Source organism: Nocardioides sp. (assembly GCF_004803405.1).
Taxonomy (GTDB): domain Bacteria; phylum Actinomycetota; class Actinomycetes; order Propionibacteriales; family Nocardioidaceae; genus Nocardioides; species Nocardioides vastitatis.
Map to the genome: position 1 here is coordinate 1,375 of NZ_SSXI01000062.1, position 17,848 is coordinate 19,222.

The 17,848-nt window shown below is 68.3% G+C and carries 20 protein-coding genes and 1 tRNA gene; 15 read left to right on the forward strand and 6 right to left on the reverse strand.

The annotated features are described in order from the left end of the window. From E7Z54_RS04395 to E7Z54_RS04420, 6 genes are all read left to right on the forward strand, one after another. The coding region (locus E7Z54_RS04395; protein WP_136431828.1) for a GNAT family N-acetyltransferase at nt 1–492 on the forward strand (492 nt) is incomplete at its 5' end. 105 nt (nt 493–597) lie between these two features. Further along, on the forward strand, nt 598–1,434 hold the full coding sequence (gene sepX / locus E7Z54_RS04400; protein WP_136431797.1) for a divisome protein SepX/GlpR: 837 nt from the start codon (nt 598–600) through the stop codon (nt 1,432–1,434). A 48-nt stretch (nt 1,435–1,482) separates the two neighbouring features. After that, nucleotides 1,483–1,869, forward strand: coding sequence for a hypothetical protein (locus E7Z54_RS04405; RefSeq protein WP_136431798.1), 387 nt, complete (start codon nt 1,483–1,485; stop codon nt 1,867–1,869). A 63-nt stretch (nt 1,870–1,932) separates the two neighbouring features. Next, nucleotides 1,933–2,008: transfer RNA gene (locus tag E7Z54_RS04410), tRNA-Ala, on the forward strand. Nucleotides 2,009–2,164: 156 nt separating this feature from the next. After that, complete coding sequence (locus E7Z54_RS04415; protein WP_136431799.1) at nt 2,165–2,407, forward strand: helix-turn-helix transcriptional regulator; 243 nt, start codon at nt 2,165–2,167, stop codon at nt 2,405–2,407. Next, nucleotides 2,407–3,684, forward strand: coding sequence for a site-specific integrase (locus tag E7Z54_RS04420; RefSeq protein ID WP_136431800.1), 1,278 nt, complete (start codon nt 2,407–2,409; stop codon nt 3,682–3,684). Before E7Z54_RS04415 ends, E7Z54_RS04420 begins: the two co-directional genes overlap by 1 nt. Nucleotides 3,685–3,819: 135 nt before the next feature. Here the strand turns inward: E7Z54_RS04420 and E7Z54_RS04425 are convergent, their stop codons facing one another. The 5 genes from E7Z54_RS04425 to E7Z54_RS04445 form a co-directional block, all read right to left on the reverse strand. Beyond that, nucleotides 3,820–5,127, reverse strand: coding sequence for a hypothetical protein (locus E7Z54_RS04425; RefSeq protein ID WP_136431801.1), 1,308 nt, complete (start codon nt 5,125–5,127; stop codon nt 3,820–3,822). Continuing rightward, nucleotides 5,127–5,426: a hypothetical protein gene (locus E7Z54_RS04430; RefSeq protein ID WP_136431802.1), complete on the reverse strand. Its 300-nt coding sequence runs from the start codon at nt 5,424–5,426 to the stop codon at nt 5,127–5,129. The genes E7Z54_RS04425 and E7Z54_RS04430 overlap by 1 nt, the downstream gene beginning before the upstream one ends. A 116-nt stretch (nt 5,427–5,542) precedes the next feature. Next, a complete protein-coding gene (locus E7Z54_RS04435; RefSeq protein ID WP_136431803.1) occupies nt 5,543–6,079 on the reverse strand; it encodes a hypothetical protein in 537 nt (178 codons plus the stop codon). Nucleotides 6,080–6,091: 12 nt separating this feature from the next. After that, on the reverse strand, nt 6,092–6,505 hold the full coding sequence (locus E7Z54_RS04440) for a single-stranded DNA-binding protein (RefSeq protein WP_136431804.1): 414 nt from the start codon (nt 6,503–6,505) through the stop codon (nt 6,092–6,094). Between the two features lie 99 nt (nt 6,506–6,604). Beyond that, nucleotides 6,605–7,797 (reverse strand): IS3 family transposase gene (locus E7Z54_RS04445; RefSeq protein ID WP_136431805.1). Its coding sequence is split into 2 segments (ribosomal slippage): nt 6,605–7,510 and nt 7,513–7,797, totalling 1,191 coding nucleotides; the frame shifts between segments, so codons are not numbered across the junction. A gap of 56 nt (nt 7,798–7,853) precedes the next feature. Here E7Z54_RS04445 and E7Z54_RS04450 point away from each other — a divergent pair. Further along, entirely contained in the window at nt 7,854–9,176 is a 1,323-nt protein-coding gene (locus E7Z54_RS04450) for a hypothetical protein (protein WP_136431806.1), read from the forward strand. Nucleotides 9,177–9,235: 59 nt separating this feature from the next. Here E7Z54_RS04450 and E7Z54_RS04455 read toward each other — a convergent pair whose 3' ends face one another. Beyond that, nucleotides 9,236–9,598 carry a TraM recognition domain-containing protein gene (locus E7Z54_RS04455; RefSeq protein ID WP_240769511.1) on the reverse strand — a complete coding sequence of 121 codons (363 nt, stop codon included), beginning with the start codon at nt 9,596–9,598 and terminating at the stop codon, nt 9,236–9,238. Between E7Z54_RS04455 and E7Z54_RS04460 the strand changes: the two genes are divergently transcribed. The 8 genes from E7Z54_RS04460 to E7Z54_RS04495 all read left to right on the forward strand — a co-directional run bounded on the left by E7Z54_RS04460 (nt 9,513) and on the right by E7Z54_RS04495 (nt 17,558). Continuing rightward, entirely contained in the window at nt 9,513–11,051 is a 1,539-nt protein-coding gene (locus E7Z54_RS04460) for an AAA family ATPase (RefSeq protein WP_240769512.1), read from the forward strand. The genes E7Z54_RS04455 and E7Z54_RS04460 overlap by 86 nt on opposite strands. A gap of 71 nt (nt 11,052–11,122) precedes the next feature. Next, nucleotides 11,123–12,427 (forward strand): TrwC relaxase, encoded by a 1,305-nt coding sequence (locus E7Z54_RS04465; protein WP_136431809.1) that lies wholly within the window; start codon nt 11,123–11,125, stop codon nt 12,425–12,427. A 105-nt stretch (nt 12,428–12,532) separates the two neighbouring features. After that, nucleotides 12,533–12,880, forward strand: coding sequence for a hypothetical protein (locus E7Z54_RS04470; RefSeq protein WP_136431810.1), 348 nt, complete (start codon nt 12,533–12,535; stop codon nt 12,878–12,880). Nucleotides 12,881–12,952: 72 nt separating this feature from the next. Next, a complete protein-coding gene (locus E7Z54_RS23965; RefSeq protein ID WP_240769513.1) occupies nt 12,953–13,402 on the forward strand; it encodes a DUF4192 domain-containing protein in 450 nt (149 codons plus the stop codon). Nucleotides 13,403–14,087: 685 nt separating this feature from the next. After that, nucleotides 14,088–14,552, forward strand: a complete 465-nt coding sequence (locus E7Z54_RS04480) for a 6-pyruvoyl trahydropterin synthase family protein (protein ID WP_136431811.1) — start codon at nt 14,088–14,090, stop codon at nt 14,550–14,552. Continuing rightward, nucleotides 14,549–15,439, forward strand: coding sequence for a 7-carboxy-7-deazaguanine synthase QueE (locus tag E7Z54_RS04485; protein ID WP_136431812.1), 891 nt, complete (start codon nt 14,549–14,551; stop codon nt 15,437–15,439). Before E7Z54_RS04480 ends, E7Z54_RS04485 begins: the two co-directional genes overlap by 4 nt. Continuing rightward, nucleotides 15,439–16,188, forward strand: coding sequence for a GTP cyclohydrolase I (folE, locus tag E7Z54_RS04490; RefSeq protein ID WP_136431813.1), 750 nt, complete (start codon nt 15,439–15,441; stop codon nt 16,186–16,188). Before E7Z54_RS04485 ends, folE begins: the two co-directional genes overlap by 1 nt. A 92-nt stretch (nt 16,189–16,280) precedes the next feature. After that, the gene (locus E7Z54_RS04495) at nt 16,281–17,558 is read left to right on the forward strand and encodes an MFS transporter (protein ID WP_136431814.1); all 1,278 of its coding nucleotides are present in this window, start codon (nt 16,281–16,283) and stop codon (nt 17,556–17,558) included. Nucleotides 17,559–17,848: the final 290 nt, after the last annotated feature.

The following is a 17,848-nucleotide window of genomic DNA, read 5'->3' on the forward strand; positions in this document are numbered from 1 at the left end:
TGGCTGGCCCGGTGGGACGCCACCGCGCCGCCGGGTGCCGACGCCCGGCCCGCCTCCTTTCATGCGCTGGTGAAGCGGCTCGCGAAGGCCGCCCGCCGCGGCACGACGTACCCCTTCGTGGTCGAGGTGGACGGCCAGTTCGCCGGGCAGGTCAGCGTCAACAACATCGTGCGAGGGTCCGCGCAGTTCGCATCGATCGGCTATTGGATCGACCAGGACTTCGCCGGCCGCGGCGTGATCCCGCGGGCCGTCGCCATGGTGATCGACCACTGCTTCTTCGTCGCGGGACTGCACCGGGTCGAGATCTGCATCCGGCCCGAGAACACCAACTCGCTGCGAGTCGTGGAGAAGCTCGGCATCCGCGAGATCGGCTATGCGCCGCGGTTCCTGCACATCGACGGCGAGTGGCGCGACCACCGGATCTTCGCGATCACCAAGGAGGAGGCGCCGCACGGGGTGCTGGCGCGGCTCGAGGGGACGCCGGAGCACTGATCGCGTCGGCCGCCCATCGCCGAGTCACAACAGTCACAGGAATCAATCTGTGACACACCGATGGACATGCGCCTCAGTCTCGGCTAGCGCTCCTAACCTCTCGGTGTGGACCTGAGCGCACTGATCTTCGTCGCAGTGGCGGTGGCGTGGGCCGTCTACCTGATCCCCAAGGCGCTCAAGCACCACGAGGAGGACGCGGTCAGTCGCTCCGTCGACGGCTTCTCCGACCGCATGCGGGTGCTGGCTCGACGCGAGCCGCTGTCGGCCACCGAGGCCACCCTGGTGCCGGCCGAGCGCACGGCGCCGGTCGCCGATGCCGAGCCGGAGATCGAGGAGACGCCCGCGGCGTCCACCCCTGCGCCGCGTCCGTCTCGTTCCTCCGGTACCGCGGCCCGCGCTGCCGCGCGCCGTCGCCGGGTCTTCAACATCCTGCTCCTCGCGATCGCGGCGGTGGCGGGGCTCGCAATCGGTGCGGTCATCGCGCCGATCTGGGTCGCCGCTCCAGTGGCGCTGATGGCGGCCTGGCTGGTCGCCTGCCGGTTGATGGTCAAGCGGGAGCGTGCGGCCCGTGCTGCGGCGACGCCCGTGCGCAAGCGGCGTCGCACCCTCGCCGAGGAGGAGATCGCAGCCGAGGACGGGGCGCACCTCGACGACGGCCGCGACAACACCGAGGAGATCCCGGTGGTCGCCGCCGAGCTCCTCGACGAGTCCCGGGCCGCGCCGGTCGACCCCGACGCGTGGACGCCGGTGCCGGTCCCGCTGCCGACGTACGTCGCCAAGGCCCCCGCCGGCCGCTCGGTGCGGACCATCGACCTCGACTCCACGGGAGTGTGGAGCTCGGGCCGCAACGAGGCCGACTCCCAGCTGGCCCGTGAGGCGGAGGCCCAGCGGGCCAAGCCTGAGGCGCCGGACGCCGAGCAGCGCCGCGCCGCCGGCTCCTGAGTCCGCGCCTGACCGAGTGACGGCGCGGCCAGCGGGTAACGCTGGGGGATGAACGAGAGCGCCGCAGACCGACAGGCCGCCCAGCAGACCGAGCAGCAGGAGAAGAAGTACGGCGACTCGTCCACCGCCGTCTCCAACGACACGCAGTTCGCCGACCCACGGCAGGGCAGCGACGGGGCGTCCTTCAAGGACGAGGGCGCGTCGGTCGACGAGGCGACGCAGGGCGGGGCCAGCCGCGGCGAGTCCACGGTGTTCGGGGAGCCTGGGGAGTCCGGGGAGACCGGCGACGCCGCTGACGAGGACGACCAGGACGCCGAGCCGCCCACGCCGACCCAGGAGGAGCCGCCGCTCACCTCGTCCGGCGGTGACACCGCCCAGACGTCGTACGGCGAGGACCAGGACGCCGAGCCGTCGCAGCCTCCGTACGAGCAGTGAGCGCCTGAGCCGGATCCGGATTCGGATCCGCCGAACGGTGGGTGCTACCGTTTCCCCTCGTTTGGGGCTGTGGCGCAGTTGGTAGCGCGTCTCGTTCGCAATGAGAAGGTCAGGGGTTCGAATCCCCTCAGCTCCACCAAACCCGCTGGTCAGAGGCCAGGCCCGGATCCTGAAACAGGAGACGAGCATGGCCTCTCAGCATTTAGTCAGCACAAAGTCGGTCCGTCGGCCGACCTCCTCGGTCCGTCTGGGCCGCTTTCGGTCGCGCGCGGCAGGCCTGGCGCACCTGGTCTGCATGGAGACCACCACCCACCCCGAGACGGGTCTGGGGCCCGTCCTCACCCTGTCCCAGCTCGCCGCCCAGCTCGGCGTGAGCGTCCAGACCCTGTACGACCTGCGCAGCCAGGGTCGCGGCCCGCGCGGGTTCCGGGTCGGCCGCGAGCTCCGGTTCCGGGTGAGCGAGGTCGACGCCTGGCTCGGCCAGCTGGAGGCCGACGACGCCGAGCGGCACCCCCGGCACCCGCGGCAGGCCGGCTGATGCGCACCGGACGGCCCCGCACCCCGATCGGCACCCACGGTGCGATCAACACCCGCCGGGACCGGGGGCGCGTGGTGGCCGAGACCCGGGTCCGCGATCTGGACGGCCGACTCCGCCAGGTCCGAGCCGCGGCCCCGACCGCAGCCGCGGCGCGCACCCGACTGATGGAACGCATCCGGGAGCGGCCCTCGCTGCCGAGCGCCGGTGTCCTGCGGCCGACCAGCTCGTTCGCCGAGCTCGCGGATCTGTGGCTGGCCGATCTCGACCTGCGCGACCTCGCTGGGAACACCAAGGAGAGCTACCGAACCTGCCTGCGGCTCCATGTCCGGCCGACGTTCGAGCACTACGCGCTGGCCGAGGTGACCACCGGCCGGGTCGAGTGGTTCCTGGCGAAGCAGGCCACGGTCTCGGCATCGCAAGCCCGACAGACCCGGACCTTGTTGAACATGCTGTTCGGCTACGCACTGCGACACGACGCCCTCGCTCGGAACCCGGTCGAAGGGACGTCCCAGCTGCGCCGGGCCAAGGCCACACCGCGGGCGCTGACGCTGACGCAGATCGCCGCGATCCGCGGGGCCGCCGCCACTTGGCGAAGCGAACCCGGCCTCCCCGGCCCCAAACCCGATGGCCAGGTCCGCGACATCATCGAGGTCCTGCTCGGCACCGCCATGCGTCCCGGCGAGGTGCTCGCGCTACGCCCCTGTGACATCGAGGACCTGCCCACGGGAATGATCGCCAGCGTCACCGGCACCGTCGTGCACCTCAGGGGCAGCGGAGCCGAGCGCCAGGACCGGCCCAAGACGGACGCCTCGGTCCGGCGCATCCCGGTCCCCGAGTTCGCGGCCGCCGTGCTGCGACGCCGGATCGCTGCCATGCCGAGCCATGCCCGGACCCGGACCATCTTCGCCAGCCGGACCGGGAGCCCGCTCAGCCCGTACAACGTCCGCCGCACCTTCCGGGAGTTCCTCCACCTCGCGGGACTCGGAGGCAGCGGCATCAGCCTGCGCTGGTTCCGACGCACGGGGGCGACGGTCATCGCGCGTGGCATCGGGACCGACGCGGCCGCCGCATTCCTCGGACACGCCTCCACGGTGATCACCGAGGGCCACTACATCGAGCCGGACCGAGCCGTCGACTTGACGCCAGCCGATCACCTGGAACGCACGCTGCGGCCCGCCCAGGCGGACGGATCGCTGCTGACAACCCCTCCGGCGGACCGCGAGGGCGACCTGCTCGCCTCGGTCGACCGCGAAAGCGACGATGACGCCGTCGCCTAGCATCCACACAGGGTCCACCGGTCGGGTTCCGCCCCGTAAGGAGTGCGGCGGAACGTGTCGGAGGTGCGCCACGCCAGGCCAGCCGCACCCCGAATCTGCCGCCATCCCCACGTCGCTAGGCACGGAACCGCCTGCTCACAACTGGCGCGCGCCTGGGGTGTCCCGGCTGGTCGGCCGGTGGACGAGAGCGGCATGGAGATCGACCCGGCTCGCGCCCGGCGACGCCACGTCGGGCTCGGGCCGAGGCCGCAGCTGCTCACGTGCGGTTTTGATGACCGCGAGGTTGGCGGCGCGGGTGACGGGCACGAAGCGCTCGCGAACCGGGTGGACCAGCCGCCCCTCGCCGCTCACCAGCCGAGGGACGGTCACCCGCTGGACGAACGCCCCGCGCTCGACACCGGTTTCGAGGACATCGCTGATGCGTTCGTCGATGCGGCGAAAAAGCGTCTGGAAGCCGCCGAGCATCCGCGGACCGATCACGGTGCCGGACGGCAACGCCCTCATTCGGCCGACCGCGTTCGCGGCCTCAGAGGTGGCGCCGGCCCCATTGCCGAGACTTCCGCCGACGTTGCGCAGCTCGCGCTGGATCCGCGAGAACGTCGCGGTCCGGGCTCGCCATTGCTCGGCCAGCTCGGGATCGACCCGCTCGGCGTACGGAATGAGTTGGGCGGTGAGCAGGCGCTGAGAGTCCACGATCAGGCGCAGGTTCATGGCGTTCGGGAACGAGTTCAGGCGGACCAGGAGGTTGTGCTCGGCCTGGAGCACTCCAAGGACTCCCGGCTTGGCCGGCCCCCGGATCGACTTGGTCCGCGGCCGCCAGCCGGTCTGGTCGACGCTATAGTCGGGCTGCCCCAGGCTGACGTCGAGCGCCGTAGCGAGTGCCGCCCACCCAAGCCGATCGCAGCCAGCGAGCGACTCCCAGTCGGGCGTGGTCCGGTAGCGACGATCGAGCACGACCAGTGCTTGGCTGATCGCCGCGACGTCGCCGGCGATAGTTCGGGCCTGGGCTGCGGTGAGGTGAACCGCAAGGTCGGGCGCAGTGTCGTGCTCGGCAAGTGCCGCGGCCCGTGCCGCCAAGCGCCAGTGCTCGACAACGTCGTTCAAGCTCGACGTCGCGAGCTCCGTGCTGGACGCGGCCGACGTCGTTGCCTGATCGCGCGCTTGTTCCAGGGCGCGCGCCAGCTCGGTCACTGCCGCGCCATGATCGTTCGTCGCGCGAAAGGGGTCCGCCGGCTTCTGCGGGATGTTCGAAAACGTGAGCGGCTGTGCCACACGGATGGCTTGCGCGCACCAGACGACGAGCGTGCGCCGAAAGCGAAGGATCTGCTGCCCGACCTCAGCCCGCTCGACGGGCGAGTCAGCGGCGAGCCGGTGCAGCACCCGGTGCTGGCGCAGGAGCGCAGCCAACTCCGTGCGCATCTGGGCACCGTTCTCGCCGTACATCAGCCGATGTCCAGATCGTGCGGCTCGACGAGCAGCGCCAAGATGAGCTCGACCGAGAGGGGGTCTACTCCGTAGTTCTCGAGCTCCTCCATGGCGTTGCTCGCGACGGCGAGCAGGATGTCGCGGTCGTCGGTGAGGTCCTCGGTGTCGAGCGCCGGGCAGTCGTCGCCGTGGACGCGGTCGAGTTCCAGCAGCACCCGCTCGTACGCGGACGACGCCTCGATGGTCAGAGCCCGGTCGGCGAGTGCCGCGACGCACGACCGGGCCTGCGCGAGGGTCTGTGCGTGAGAGAGAAGCATGTTCCCTCCTTCAGGGGTCGGGAATCGACCATGCGCCAGTGATCGCTCTCCGGCCCCGGGCGGCGCGAAAGCTGTGGACGAACGTGGGCGCGACTCGGCCATGGCACAGATCCGGCTCACCCAACGAGTTGCTGATTCGCGATCGCCTCGATCCGGCGACGGCGCAGAACGTCTTCGCGGACGAAGTCGGCGAAGTCCTTGTTCCGGTCGCGGATCTCGATCTCTCCGCCGGCGTCAGCGGGCAGCTCGCCGGGCCAAGTGGTCTGCCGCGTGGGCCGGTCGCGGTCGAGCCGAGTGCCGCAGATCGAGACCCAGTCCCGCAGACGGGCGCGAGCCTCGGCGAACTCCCGCATCCAACTGATGGGTGCCGACGGTGACGCCGACTCGTGGTAGCAGCTGAGCCAGTGGCAGTGCAAGGCCGAGAGTTCCCAGACGAGCTCGTCGTGGCGGTGCCAGTACGGCGGCACGATGTTCGGCGTGAGCCCGAACGTGCTCTTGAGCCACCTGACCCATTGGTCCAGGTCGTGCCACTCGATCTCGGCCTGCTCCGCGTCCAGCAGGGTCCAGTTGATCGGAACCGGCGGGCGCTCCAGGAGATCGGTCACGCTGCGGTAGCCGTCCGGCTCGTCGGGCTCGTCCGGGTACGGACTCATGGCCGAGTCCGATCAGAGACCGACAGCGGGCGGCTGGGGCACAGCCGTCAGGGACCGGTCAGCGGCGTGCCGGCCGCGCTGGACGACGTAGTCGGTCTTGTTGACGTTGTGCCCGATCTTGCGGGCCACGAACTCCTCCTTGATGACACTGCCCTCGCGGCCGTCGACCTCGTACTCGTGGACGTAGCCGCTCGCCACGAAGGAGTCGCCCTTGCGGAAGCGGGCGTAGGTCTCGCGGGCGGTGCTCTCGAAGGCGACCATGTCGTGGAAGGTCGGGTCGAGCTTCGTGAAGCTGCCGTCGACCTCCTTGCGCCACTGCTCGATGCCGACGCGCATTCGGCAGCACTCGGCGCCGGCCTTGGTGAAGTGCAGCTCGGGTACGGATGCGATGAAGCCGACCAGGCTCATCTGAGTGGGGATCGACATGAAGACTCCTGACGCCGGCGGCGCCCAGCGCGCCGCGCTCAGGAGATAGGTGCGCTGGCCGCGACTGGGGTCTGCTGCACGAACGGGTGACAGTTTCGGTTAGGCCGCCTGGGTGGCGGTCGGGGTCATGATCAACTCGTATTCGACCGGGGTCAACCGGCCGAGCCCGGCCTGCCGCCGGCGACGGTGATAGGTGCGCTCGATCCACCGGACGATGGCGATCCGCAGTTCCTCGCGGGTGTTCCAGGTCCTTCGGTCGAGGGCGTTCTTCTGCAGCAGCGAGAAGAACGACTCCATGGCGGCGTTGTCGCCGGCGGCGCCGACCCGCCCCATCGACCCGACCATGTCGTGACGGTTGAGCGCGTGGACGAACTTGCGACTGCGAAATTGGGACCCGCGGTCGGTGTGCAGGACACAACCGGCCACGTCCCCGCGCCGGGCGACCGCGTGGTCCAGCGCGGCGACCGCGAGCCGGGACTTCATCCGTGAGTCGATCGAGTAGCCGACGATCCGGTTGGAGTAGACATCCTTGATCGCGCAGACATACAGCTTGCCTTCCCCGGTCCAGTGCTCGGTGATGTCGCCGAGCCACAGCTCGTTCGGCGCGTCGGCGGTGAACTCGTGCCGGACCCTGCCCTTGTCATCGGTCGCCGCGCACAGGTCGTCGTGGACCGGCGGTCCCGGCTTCTTGCCGTTCTTCCCCCGCTTCTTCCCGAACGCGGACCACCAGCCAAGCTCGGAGCAGAGCTTCCACGCGGTCCGTTCGGCCATCGGTTCACCGACCTCTTTGGCCTCATCGACCAGGAACCGGTAGCCGAACTCGGGGTCGTCCCGGTGAGCGTCGAACAGGGCGTTAGCCCGGTACGCCGCGGTCAGCTCGGCAGCGGTGACCGGGTTGGCAAGCCAGCGGTAGTAGGGCTGGCGAGCGAGGTTGAGCACCCGGCACGTCACCGCGACGGGGATCCCATCGCCGGCCAGCTCGCGGACGAGCGGGTACATCATTTTCCCGGCAGATGGGCTTGCGACAGGTAGGCAGCCGCCCGGCGCAGGACCTCGTTCTCCTGCTCGAGGAGCTTGATCCGCTTGTTCGCCTCGCGCAGTTCCTCAGACCCGTTCGCAGCCCGCCCCGACGGCGACGGCGAAGCCGACTTCCGATCGTCAATGCTCAGCCATCGCTTCAGGCATGACGGCGAGATGCCGAAGTCCTTCGCGACCTGAGCCATCGAGGCGTCCGAGTCGCGGTAGACCCGGATCACGTCCTCGCGGAACTCCTTGGGGAACGCCTTCGGCATGGTGCACATCCTTCCAGCGCCGACACACATCGACGCAGATCAGATGTCACCTATCCGTGCAGCAGACCCGGAGAGGAGTGACGACTCTTCGGCTACGTCGACGCAACGGCGCGCTCTCACTAGATCAGCTGCCCAACGACACGCCGAGGGATCTGTTCGATGACCCTTCGGAGCTGCGCCTGGCTGAGGAAGTGTGGGCTGGGCACGTCGAGGCCGCCGTGCGGTTGCCGTTCGAATGGCATGCCGAGGCCGAGATCGATCTGGGGAGAGTGGTCGCCAGAGATGTCGGTGACGTCCGCGTGACGCGGCGCATAGCAACGATTCAAGACGCCTTCGACACAACGCCGTACTGGGTACTGCGCACACTCGTGCCAGCTACCGGCCGCCGCACTTTCGTGGCACTCGACGCTCCCGCCGAGCAGGTAGACCTTGGGACGGTGTCATTCGCTGGTGCCGAAACGGTCTTTCACAAGGTTGCTGCCATACAACCCCCAACACCTGTCGAGACACCGTACGACCTGCTGGAGCTGCCCACACCGTCAGATCTCCTCCCTGCCGCAGGGCTGCCGCCGCAAGATGGGTCCGGCTCATGGTCAAGCCTCCTGGCCTTACTTGAGGGCTCGGCCGCCGCGGCGGCCCTATGCTTCCTCGCGAGTGACGTTCGGTTGATCGGCGGGACCCCACGACTCACCTTTCGGGGCCTTCGAAGCACAACGATCGAACTATCTGGGCGAATCAACACCCGTACTCCTCTCCAACTCTTCAACTGGACTTTTTCAGAGCCGAGTCCAGATCGCCTGCTGGCAGTCCAGCAGGTTGCATCTCTCCAGAGCAACGACGAACTCATCGAGGCGCTTGATGACGTTCGCGTGAGCGCTGAGATCGTGTACTCGGGACTCCGCGCCGACGCTGTCGCTGAAGCTGTAAAGGGTTACCGCGACGCCCACGCAAACGCTCTAGAGGCTGCGAGACAGACGTTGAAAAGCGTGCAGGAAATGATTAAGGCGTCGTCTGAGCGCGCTTTGGCATCCATCGTCGCCGTCGGCGCCGTTCTGATCGCGCGAGCGGGAACAACCCTCGACGCGAGCGTCGGAGAAAACTTGTTGCGCGCCGTTGCGGGCTTCCTGATCTTCTTAGCGATCGTATCCGTCGCCCTGGAGGGCCCCCTTGCTTCGGTGCCGTTGAAGAATCTCGCGTCTGACCTTCGACAAGGATCACCACTTCTGTCTCCTGCGCAAGCGGATGCTCTGGCAAGTGGCGAAACATTGAAGCTCGCTCGACGGCGAGCGGTCACGGCCCGGATCGCAATACCGGTGATCTATCTCGCGGGGGCGGCCGGAATTGTATTCATAGCGATACCGCAAATTCCGCACTCCTAGCGAGGAGGCGGGACGAATTGCGACTCCTCAAGCGTCATAGTGGGCGTTGTGGGGCGCCGCTATTGGGCGGAACGGTGCGGGGCTTGCGGCCGATGCCGACTGGTCCACCGGCGAAGTTCCGTCACGATGGGCAGTGCGCTCCGGAGCAGGATCAGGCCGGTACCGAAGGGGAGTGTGCGGATGCGCTCGGGCGGCATGACAGCCGCACGTCGGGTCGACCGCTGAAGAGAGCGGGTGCCATGGTCGCTGATCGTGACGGTGTTGGAGCGCTCATCGTGTTCGCCGATGAGTACGGACAGCTCCTGGAGGTCCTTTGACGCGGATGCTCCACCGAGTATGACCTTGACGATCGAGGCGTCCCAGATCGCACTGGCTGCGTGCTCTCCCCACTTGTTGCGCGCCTGGGAGGTGGTGTCCAACAAAGTGCTGACCGTGACGGACGGACAGTGGCGCAGCCTCGACGGCCGCCCGGTGTTCTCCTCCGTCACGGGACTGTCAGCGCACTACAACGCCCTGCTCGCCGACCGTCTCAGCCGAGACATCGGGGTCGAGTGGGAACTGCGTCAACGCGGCGCCGACCGCAACCCCCAGTGGGAGGTCGCCGGCATCAGCGATGAGCTCATCGCAGAGTTCTCGGGCCGCACCCGCGAGATCGAGCTCAAGAAGGACGAACTCATCGCCGAGTACGTCGCACGGCACGGGCGGATCCCTTCGCCCAAGACCATCGTGGAGCTACGCGCCCAGGCGACCTTGGCGACCCGCCCACCCAAGCAGGTGCGGTCGCTCGCTGACCTGACCGCCGAGTGGCGACGACGCGCATCCGAGCGACTGGGCGCCGATGCAACGGCCTGGGCAGCAACGCTCCTTGGTGCAGGTTGCGCTCCGCTCACCGTCGACGACGTTCCACTGGCAGCGATCGAGGCGATCGGCGCCGACGTTGTGGCCGCGGTGGAGGTCAAGCGGGCGGTGTGGAACCACTGGAACCTCATGGCCGAGGCGTCGAGGCAGACGATGGACCTCCGGTTCGCGACCACCGCCGACCGCGAGGCGGTCGTCTCCATGGTGGTCGACGCAGCTCAGCGTCAGTCGGTGTCTCTGACGCCACCGGAGCTCGCGAGCAGCCCGATCCGCTTCCAGCGAGAGGACGGCACGAGCCTCTTCCGGCCGCGGCACTCGACCAAGTACTCATCGACCGCGATCATCGAGGCAGAAGCACGACTCCTGGACCGTGCGGAAGCCACGACCGCGCCGACCGTGCGGGGCAGCACGCTGGCGCGGGTGGTGAGGAATTCGAACGGTCGCCTCAGCACCCAACAGCGGACCGCGCTCGAGAGCATCACCGCGTCAGGCCGTCAGGTGGACCTGCTTGTTGGCCCCGCGGGCGCCGGCAAGACGACAACGATGCGCGCCCTCCGTTCCGCGTGGATCGTCGAGCATGGGCAGGGCAGCGTCATCGGGCTGGCGACCTCCGCGACAGCTGCGCAGGCACTGGCCGACGACCTCCGGGTCGCCTGTGACAACACGGCGAAGTGGCTGCATGAGTACGAGCAGGGACGCACAGATCTGCACGCCAGGCAACTCGTGATCATCGACGAGGCCACGCTCGCGGGAACCACCACGCTCGACCGGATCAGTGCCATCGCACAGGCCGCCGGAGCCAAGGTCCTGCTCGTCGGCGACCCCTATCAACTGCAGTCCGTCGAAGCCGGGGGCGCCTTCGCACTTCTGGTCGACCGCCGCACCGACGCCCCTGAACTGACCGACATCCATCGCTTCGTGACGAGTGGGAGAAGCACGCTTCCCTCGCCCTTCGCCGCGGTGAGGTCGAGATCATCTCGACCTACGTCCGCCAGAAGCGAGTCCGCGAAGGACTAACCGACGAGATGCTCGACCGAGCGTACGAGGCGTGGCGCGCGGACTGCAGGACCGGAAAGGCAAGCATTCTCGTGACCGAGTCTTCCCACGCTGTACGAAGTCTGAACGAGCGGGCGCGCGCCGAACGGCTGCTGCTCGACGGTGCCGTCGATGGTCGAGAGGTCTCGCTGGCCGCCGGCAACAGCGCCTCGGTTGGGGATGTCGTCATCACCCGGCGCAACGAGCGCACCCTGCGAACCTCCCGTGGTGGCTGGGTCAAGAACGGCGATCGGTGGCGGGTGGTCGGCATGCGCCGCGACGGCTCGATGCTGGTCGACCGGCTCGATCCACGACGTCGAGGGAAGACGGTGCTGCCGCCCGACTACATCAGCGAGTACGTAGACCTCGGGTATGCCGTCACCGCTCATCGGGCTCAGGGGATCACCGTCGATACCTCCCATGTCGTCGTCACACCGTCGACGACCAGGGAGAACCTCTACGTGTCCATGAGTCGCGGCCGGGAGTCGAACCTCGCCTACGTCGCGCTCGACCAGCCGGACGACAGCCATTCGACTCCCGAGCCTGATGACGTCACGGCTCGCACCGTGCTATTCGGGGTGCTCCAGCACAGCGGAGCAAGCATGTCCGCACACCAGACGATGGAGGCTGAGTACGCGATCCACGGCGGCATCGACCGCCTCGCCGCCGAACTCGAGACGATCGCGTCAGACGCCCAACACGAGCGTTTCGTAGAGCTCCTGCGGCGGTCCGGTCTCACGCCTGAACAGCACGAGGCGGTCGTCCAGTCGAGTGCCTTCGGGCCGCTCACCGCGTCTCTCCGCCGGGCTGAGGCCTACCACCACGACCTGAACACCCTGATGCCGGGAGTCGTCAGCCAGCACGGCCTGGACGACGCCGACGATATCGCTGCGGTCCTCCGCTACCGCCTGGACCGGGTATCGGCGTCGCTACCGCGGGGATGCCGCCTTCGCCCGAGACTGATCGCCGGGCTCCTCCCGGAGCCTCTCGGTGCCATGAGAGACGAGGATCGCCAGGCGATCAAGGAGCGCAAGCAACTCATCGAGGCGCGCGCGGCCGCGCTGGTCGAGGCTGCCCTCACGGACGGCGCCGAGTGGGTGCGTCGATTGGGCGAACCGCCCGCTGCACCGGCCGACATGGCCGCATGGCGGCCCGACGCAGCCACGGTGGCCGCATACCGCGACCGGTACAAGGCTTTTTCGGCCCTGCCCGTCGGAGGAGGAGCGTCGACCGATGCCCAACGGGCCAGTCGGCGACGTGCTCTACAAGCCGCGCGACGTGCAGTGGACAGCGCCGCTCAGGCGCCACCGGTCAGGCCTGGGGTCGCCGCCGACGTTCAGGCTGTCTTCGCGCTATAGGGCCGTCCCTGCCGCCTCAATCCACAAGCGGCTGGGTTCGGTTCGGTGGAACCCACGGTTCTACCTATGCAGGGGGTTCATCGGCAGCCAGCCCCGGAGGTCCCCATGTTGCTCCTGCTCATCGCGGTGCCCGCCATCATCGTCGTCACCGTGTCGCAAGCCCTCCTCCACGCCTACGCCCCGTCCAACTCCCTCATCCGCCGCGTCCGTGCCTCGAGGCCGGCACTCCGCATGGCGGCTGCGCTCGGCGCGCTTGCATTTGCGTGCGCCTTAGTGGTGCTGACGCTTCACCTGGCGGTCGAGACCGGTGCCACAGGCTGGCTCAACATCGTCGTTCTGGTGCTCGCATGGGATGCGATCAAGTTCGCTGCCACGGCATGCGCGACCTCGGTCAGGTGCGTCGCATCGGCTGTCCGGATGAGCTCGAACTCCCATGGTCGGCCGGCCTATTAGTAGCCCCCACGCGGGTACTAGACGATTGCGGGCGCCGCGGTCCGGACGAGGGTCCGCGCGACCCCGGCCTCCATGCTTGGCTTCGCCAGCTGGCTGCATGGCGACGGCGCCAAGGCCTGGTGCGCTCTGGACCAGGTGCCCGCCGACCGGCCCTACTCCATGGCCGCCATCGTCGCCTCGGCCTTGCAGGACGGCATCCACCCCCGCGAGTGGGAGCGATACCAGACCCAGATGCGCGGCATCGCCGCCGAGCTGGACGAGTCCTTCGTTCCCAAGCCGCCCGGCCAGCAGCGCGACATCCCGGGCACGCGTCCCGTCGCCGACCGCCCGGCCCCGGGCCTGAGAAGGGACACCGCGATGAACTACGACGACACCGACCCGATCGACGACGTCCACCCCAGCGCCATTGAGCGGCGGCTGCGACGGCTGGTCGTGCCCGAGCCCGCGGCATACGCCGCCGATAAGCGCCTGGACGTCATCCACGAACCCGACCTTGACCTTCTGTGGGGTTCGAATGAGTAGTGCCCGTGACTTCGGGCCGCTGACGGAGAGTCTCCGCGGCCTTGCCTCGAACTCCACCAGTCCCTGGACTCTTACTGTCTCCCGATTTGATGGGGGTGATCTATGGACCAAGGCCGGGTGAAATCGAACTGAGTCTATTCCTATTTTGATATTTGAGTGGGAATCTTCAACGGCTCGCGCATCGGGCGCTGATAGCGAATTGCGACGCATTCGACCGAAGGAATCGTCATGCCCAATTGTCATGCTCGGGTCGCCTCGTTCAGGACTTCCTGCCAGCCTAGCGCTGGCAGCGGCCTGTTGCGGCACCTATCCAGCAAAGCCAGAGTTCGTGAGGAATTAAGACAATGTTAATCGAATTGTAGCCCTAGCGTTGATCCGTGGTCGGATTACGCCCGGCGCTTTCGTCATTCCCGTGCACAGCCTGTTCTCGGAAGGAACGTCCGATGTCTCGGACAGCTTCGGCGACCCGTTCGCGCCGAACTCGAATATCCATCATTACCCCACCGATCGGCCGCAGCCCCCGTTATCTCACCTGGCTTTGCCACGTGGGCCGCACCCACCACTGCGGACGGTGCGGCACCTGCGTCGAACGGGCGGAGGTGTTCCACCTCACCGGGCTGGACGGCCCGACCGGGTACGACGACCACGGCCTTTGGCGCACCGCCATTGCCGGAAAGGGCGCATTGTGAGTCAGACCGTCGCCGTCCGTCACACGTGGGAGGCCGGACACCGCCTGCCGCACCTGGACGGGAAGTGTCAGAGCCTCCACGGACACTCTTGGTCGGTGGAGGTCACCGTCGCCGGGCCCATCGCCCCCAGCACCGGGGTGCTGGTCGAGTTCGCGGCGTTGAAGAAGCACCTCCGGTCGTGGGTGGACACGCACCTCGACCACGGGCTGATGCTCGGCGTGGACGACCCGCTTCTGGAACTGCTCGCCGCGCACGGCAAGACGTACCCGTTCGGAGCTCCCACCCACGGGGCGTACACCGCCGGGCTGCTGTGGCCAACCGTTGAGAACGTCGCCACACTCCTGGCCCGCGTGATGATCGACCATCTCTGCTCGACCGGCGAGGAACAACGCGGCGTCCGGCTCGCGCGGGTGGACGTGCAAGAGACGGCCGTCAATCACGCCACTTGGAGAGGGCAATGACCGAAAACACGGACCTGCCCGCCGTCTCCGACAAGCAGCGCGCCCGCATCGTTGCCCAGCCCGGCCTCGAAGTGCCCCTTCTGCCGCGCCAAGCCCGGGCAGCAACTCCGCGCCCGCAAGGAAGGCCGCTTCGTGTCGATCCATGTCGGACGCCCTCGACGACGACCGCTGCCCGCACGCTCACCCTCCCGCTTTCCGAGGTGTTCGGCCCGACGTGGCAAGGCGAGGGACCCTACGCCGGCCGGCGTTGCGGTTTCGTCCGACTCGGTGAGTGCAACCTGACGTGCGAGTGGTGCGACACCCCCTACACGTGGGACCGCGCCCGGCATGACGTGACCGCCGAGTGCCCACCCACCGCTGTCGCGGACATCGCCACGGCCGTCACCAATCTCGACGTGGACGTCATGGTCCTGTCCGGCGGGGAGCCACTCCTGCACGCCAAGCGCACCCCCGCCTGCGCCCTCGGCGTCCTCCTCGACTGCACCCCATTTGTGAGCTGGCACGTCGAGACGAACGGCACCATCCCCCCGCCGGACTGGCTAGTCGAACGCGTTCAGCACTTCACCGCCAGCCCAAAGGTCGGCACCCGCGACCCCGAACACCGCCGTCTCAACCCGCGCGCCCTCACCGCGTGGCGCGAGCTGTGCGATCAGGGAGCCGCCGCGTTCAAGTTCGTGTGCCGCGACGAAGCCGACCTGGCGAGCGTTCATAGCCTGTGCGCCCGTATGAAAATTGACGCAGCCCACGTGTGGATCATGCCGGAAGGCCGCAGCGCCCAAGCCGTCCTCGATGCCCAACGCGACCTCGCCCCACGTATCCGTGACCACGGATACAACCTCACCACCCGACTCCACGTCCTGACGTACGACGACCGCAGAGGTGTCTGATGACTAGGTTCCCGATCCCCGACGCATCCCAGGACCGAGTCACGGTCGAGCGGTCCCGGATGTGCTGCGATACCCGCCCGGAAGCGATGCACGCCGAGAACTGCTTGTCGTGGCCCGCCCCCGGTGTGTACCGAGCCGACCAGATGACCCACGGACACGTGGCCCGCACCACCGGAGACGACATCGCCACCGCCGAGGCAGGAGCCGCCGCCCTCCTGCGCCTCATGGGCCGCGACGCCGCCTCTGACACCGGTGTGACCACCACCCCCGCCCGGTTCGTCAAGGCGATGCTGGAGATGGGCACCTCCAGCACTGACCCCGCCGACATCCTCGGCGTCACGTTCGACGGGGTGAGCTACCCGTCCGATCAGATGGTGGCCGTCGGTCCCGTCCCGTTCGTCAGCGTATGCGAGCACCACCTCCTGCCGTTTCCCGGCAGCGCATGGATCGCCTACGTCCCCGTGGGCGGGCGGGTGGTGGGCCTGTCGAAGCTGCCCCGACTGCTCGACCACTTCGCCGCCGCCCCCCAGGTCCAGGAGCGGCTCACCAGCCAGGTGACGGACGCGATCATGTCACTGCTCGCCCCGGCAGGTGCGGCGTGTCTGATCCGCGCAACTCATGGCTGCATGTCGCATCGTGGTGTGCGGAAACCCGGCGCGAACATGGTCACGTCCGTCTTGCGCGGCGTCTTCAAGGACGACCCGACGACCCGTGCGGAGTTCCTGGCCCTCACCAGGGGAGAGTCCTGACGTCGTGTCCAGCAGCGAGATAGCCGGCTGTTGCGCGACTGGTCGCTGAACCGGCCGTGAGCGCGGGAGGGCCGATCTGGCGGCAGCCAGGCATGTTGCCGTTGGCGGCAGTGATGTGCGCGGGATTCTCCGGGTACGCGGTGCTGCTCACGGTCGCCCCGCTATGGGCGGTCGACGGCGGGGCGACCACCGCCGGATCGGGACTCGTGAATGGCGTGCTTCTGCTGTTCACGGTGCTGACGCAGTTGCTCGTCCCGCGCGCTCTGCGAAGGTTGGGGTGGGAGCCGGTGCTCACCATTGGGCTGGTGCTGCTGGGTGTCCCCGGCGTCTTGTTGTCGCTCAGCGACGGGCTCGGCGTGGTCCTCGCGCTCTCGGCGGTCCGGGGCGTCGGGTTTGGCCTCCTCACCGTCACCGGGAGTGCCGCTGTGGCCGCGCTGGTAAGTGCAGAGCGCCGCGGGGAGGCGATCGGGGCCTACGGCCTCGCCGTTGCCGTGCCGTACCTCGTCCTTCTACCGGCCGGACCGTGGATCGCCGAGAGCCTTGGCTACTGGGTGGCGTTCGCCTTGAGCGCTCTACCGCTGGCCGGCATCCCGGCGGCACTCCGTCTCGCGTCGGCACTCCGCCTCAGCGCACCGGACCTGCACCCGGGTACAACCACGTCCGCCGACCCGCGCGACCCGGAGTCCGTCGCCTATCGACGGTTGCTGCGGCCGATGCTGCTGTTGCTCGCGGTCACGTTCGCGGGCGGGGCGGTGATCACGTTCACGCCTCAGATGGTCGACAGCCCGTCCGTCGCGGCAGGCGGCCTTCTGCTGATGGGGCTGTCTGCTGCGCTCAGCCGATGGCGGATCGGGGTGTGCGCGGATCGTTACGGCGCTCAGCGTTTCCTCGTGCCCTTGGTTCCTCTGACAGGGGTGGGGATGGCGCTCGTGTCGTGGTCGGTCGCGAACTCCGACGGCGTCCGCGTCGGCTCCTTCCTGGTTGCCATGGTCCTGATCGGCCTGTGCTCCGGGGGACTGCAGAACCTGACGCTCCTGATCTCCTTCACGGCCGTCTCGCGTCGGCACAACAACCTCGCGAGCGCAGTGTGGAACGTCGGCTTCGATGCGGGAACGGCACTGGGCTCGGTAGCCGTCGGGGTGATCGCTGAGCTCACGTCCTTCGCAACCGCCTTCCTGTTTGCGGGCGCGATCGCCGTGGCGACGCTTCCCCTTGCGTTGCAACGGGCCGGGCCGCCACCGCGGCACAGACCTCAAAGATTTCCCGGGCCGCCGGAAAGAAGCGGGCTGCTCACGGTGATGAACGCCGCTCCGGCAGCCAGGAGCCGCTCGACGATCTCAACCGAACCGAACCCTGCTGAGCCGGATTGATCCGCCGATCTCACCACGCGCGTCACCGCCACCGAACCAGGCCACGCCGAGGGATCGGGCAGGGTTCACTGAGGTGCCGTCGACAGGGATCATCACCCAGGTGGACCAGGGTGAGACAGAGCCCGATCGTTATCCCCGCGATGGCTGGTGTGGCTCGCCTGGCCGTGGCCCGGCGACCATGTGGAGGAACATCGCAGTGAAGACGACCTCGCCGCCGAGGACCACATACTGAGGTCGAGGCGCCGTGGAGCACCTACGAATGGAGGGTCGCTGCCGACCGCGAACCAGAC

What these genes read in the sequence shown, in the direction of transcription:
- E7Z54_RS23965 (WP_240769513.1), top strand. Translation starts at nt 12,953, where the DNA reads ATGCTTGGCTTCGCCAGCTGGCTGCATGGCGACGGCGCCAAGGCCTGG.
- E7Z54_RS04415 (WP_136431799.1), top strand. Translation starts at nt 2,165, where the DNA reads ATGGAGACCACCACCCACCCCGAGACGGGTCTGGGGCCCGTCCTCACC.
- E7Z54_RS04435 (WP_136431803.1), bottom strand. Translation starts at nt 6,079, where the DNA reads ATGAGTCCGTACCCGGACGAGCCCGACGAGCCGGACGGCTACCGCAGC.
- E7Z54_RS04460 (WP_240769512.1), top strand. Translation starts at nt 9,513, where the DNA reads ATGACCTTGACGATCGAGGCGTCCCAGATCGCACTGGCTGCGTGCTCT.
- E7Z54_RS04425 (WP_136431801.1), bottom strand. Translation starts at nt 5,127, where the DNA reads ATGTACGGCGAGAACGGTGCCCAGATGCGCACGGAGTTGGCTGCGCTC.
- E7Z54_RS04485 (WP_136431812.1), top strand. Translation starts at nt 14,549, where the DNA reads ATGACCGAAAACACGGACCTGCCCGCCGTCTCCGACAAGCAGCGCGCC.
- E7Z54_RS04440 (WP_136431804.1), bottom strand. Translation starts at nt 6,505, where the DNA reads ATGTCGATCCCCACTCAGATGAGCCTGGTCGGCTTCATCGCATCCGTA.
- E7Z54_RS04495 (WP_136431814.1), top strand. Translation starts at nt 16,281, where the DNA reads ATGTTGCCGTTGGCGGCAGTGATGTGCGCGGGATTCTCCGGGTACGCG.
- E7Z54_RS04405 (WP_136431798.1), top strand. Translation starts at nt 1,483, where the DNA reads ATGAACGAGAGCGCCGCAGACCGACAGGCCGCCCAGCAGACCGAGCAG.
- E7Z54_RS04470 (WP_136431810.1), top strand. Translation starts at nt 12,533, where the DNA reads ATGTTGCTCCTGCTCATCGCGGTGCCCGCCATCATCGTCGTCACCGTG.
- folE (WP_136431813.1), top strand. Translation starts at nt 15,439, where the DNA reads ATGACTAGGTTCCCGATCCCCGACGCATCCCAGGACCGAGTCACGGTC.
- E7Z54_RS04420 (WP_136431800.1), top strand. Translation starts at nt 2,407, where the DNA reads ATGCGCACCGGACGGCCCCGCACCCCGATCGGCACCCACGGTGCGATC.
- E7Z54_RS04430 (WP_136431802.1), bottom strand. Translation starts at nt 5,426, where the DNA reads ATGCTTCTCTCTCACGCACAGACCCTCGCGCAGGCCCGGTCGTGCGTC.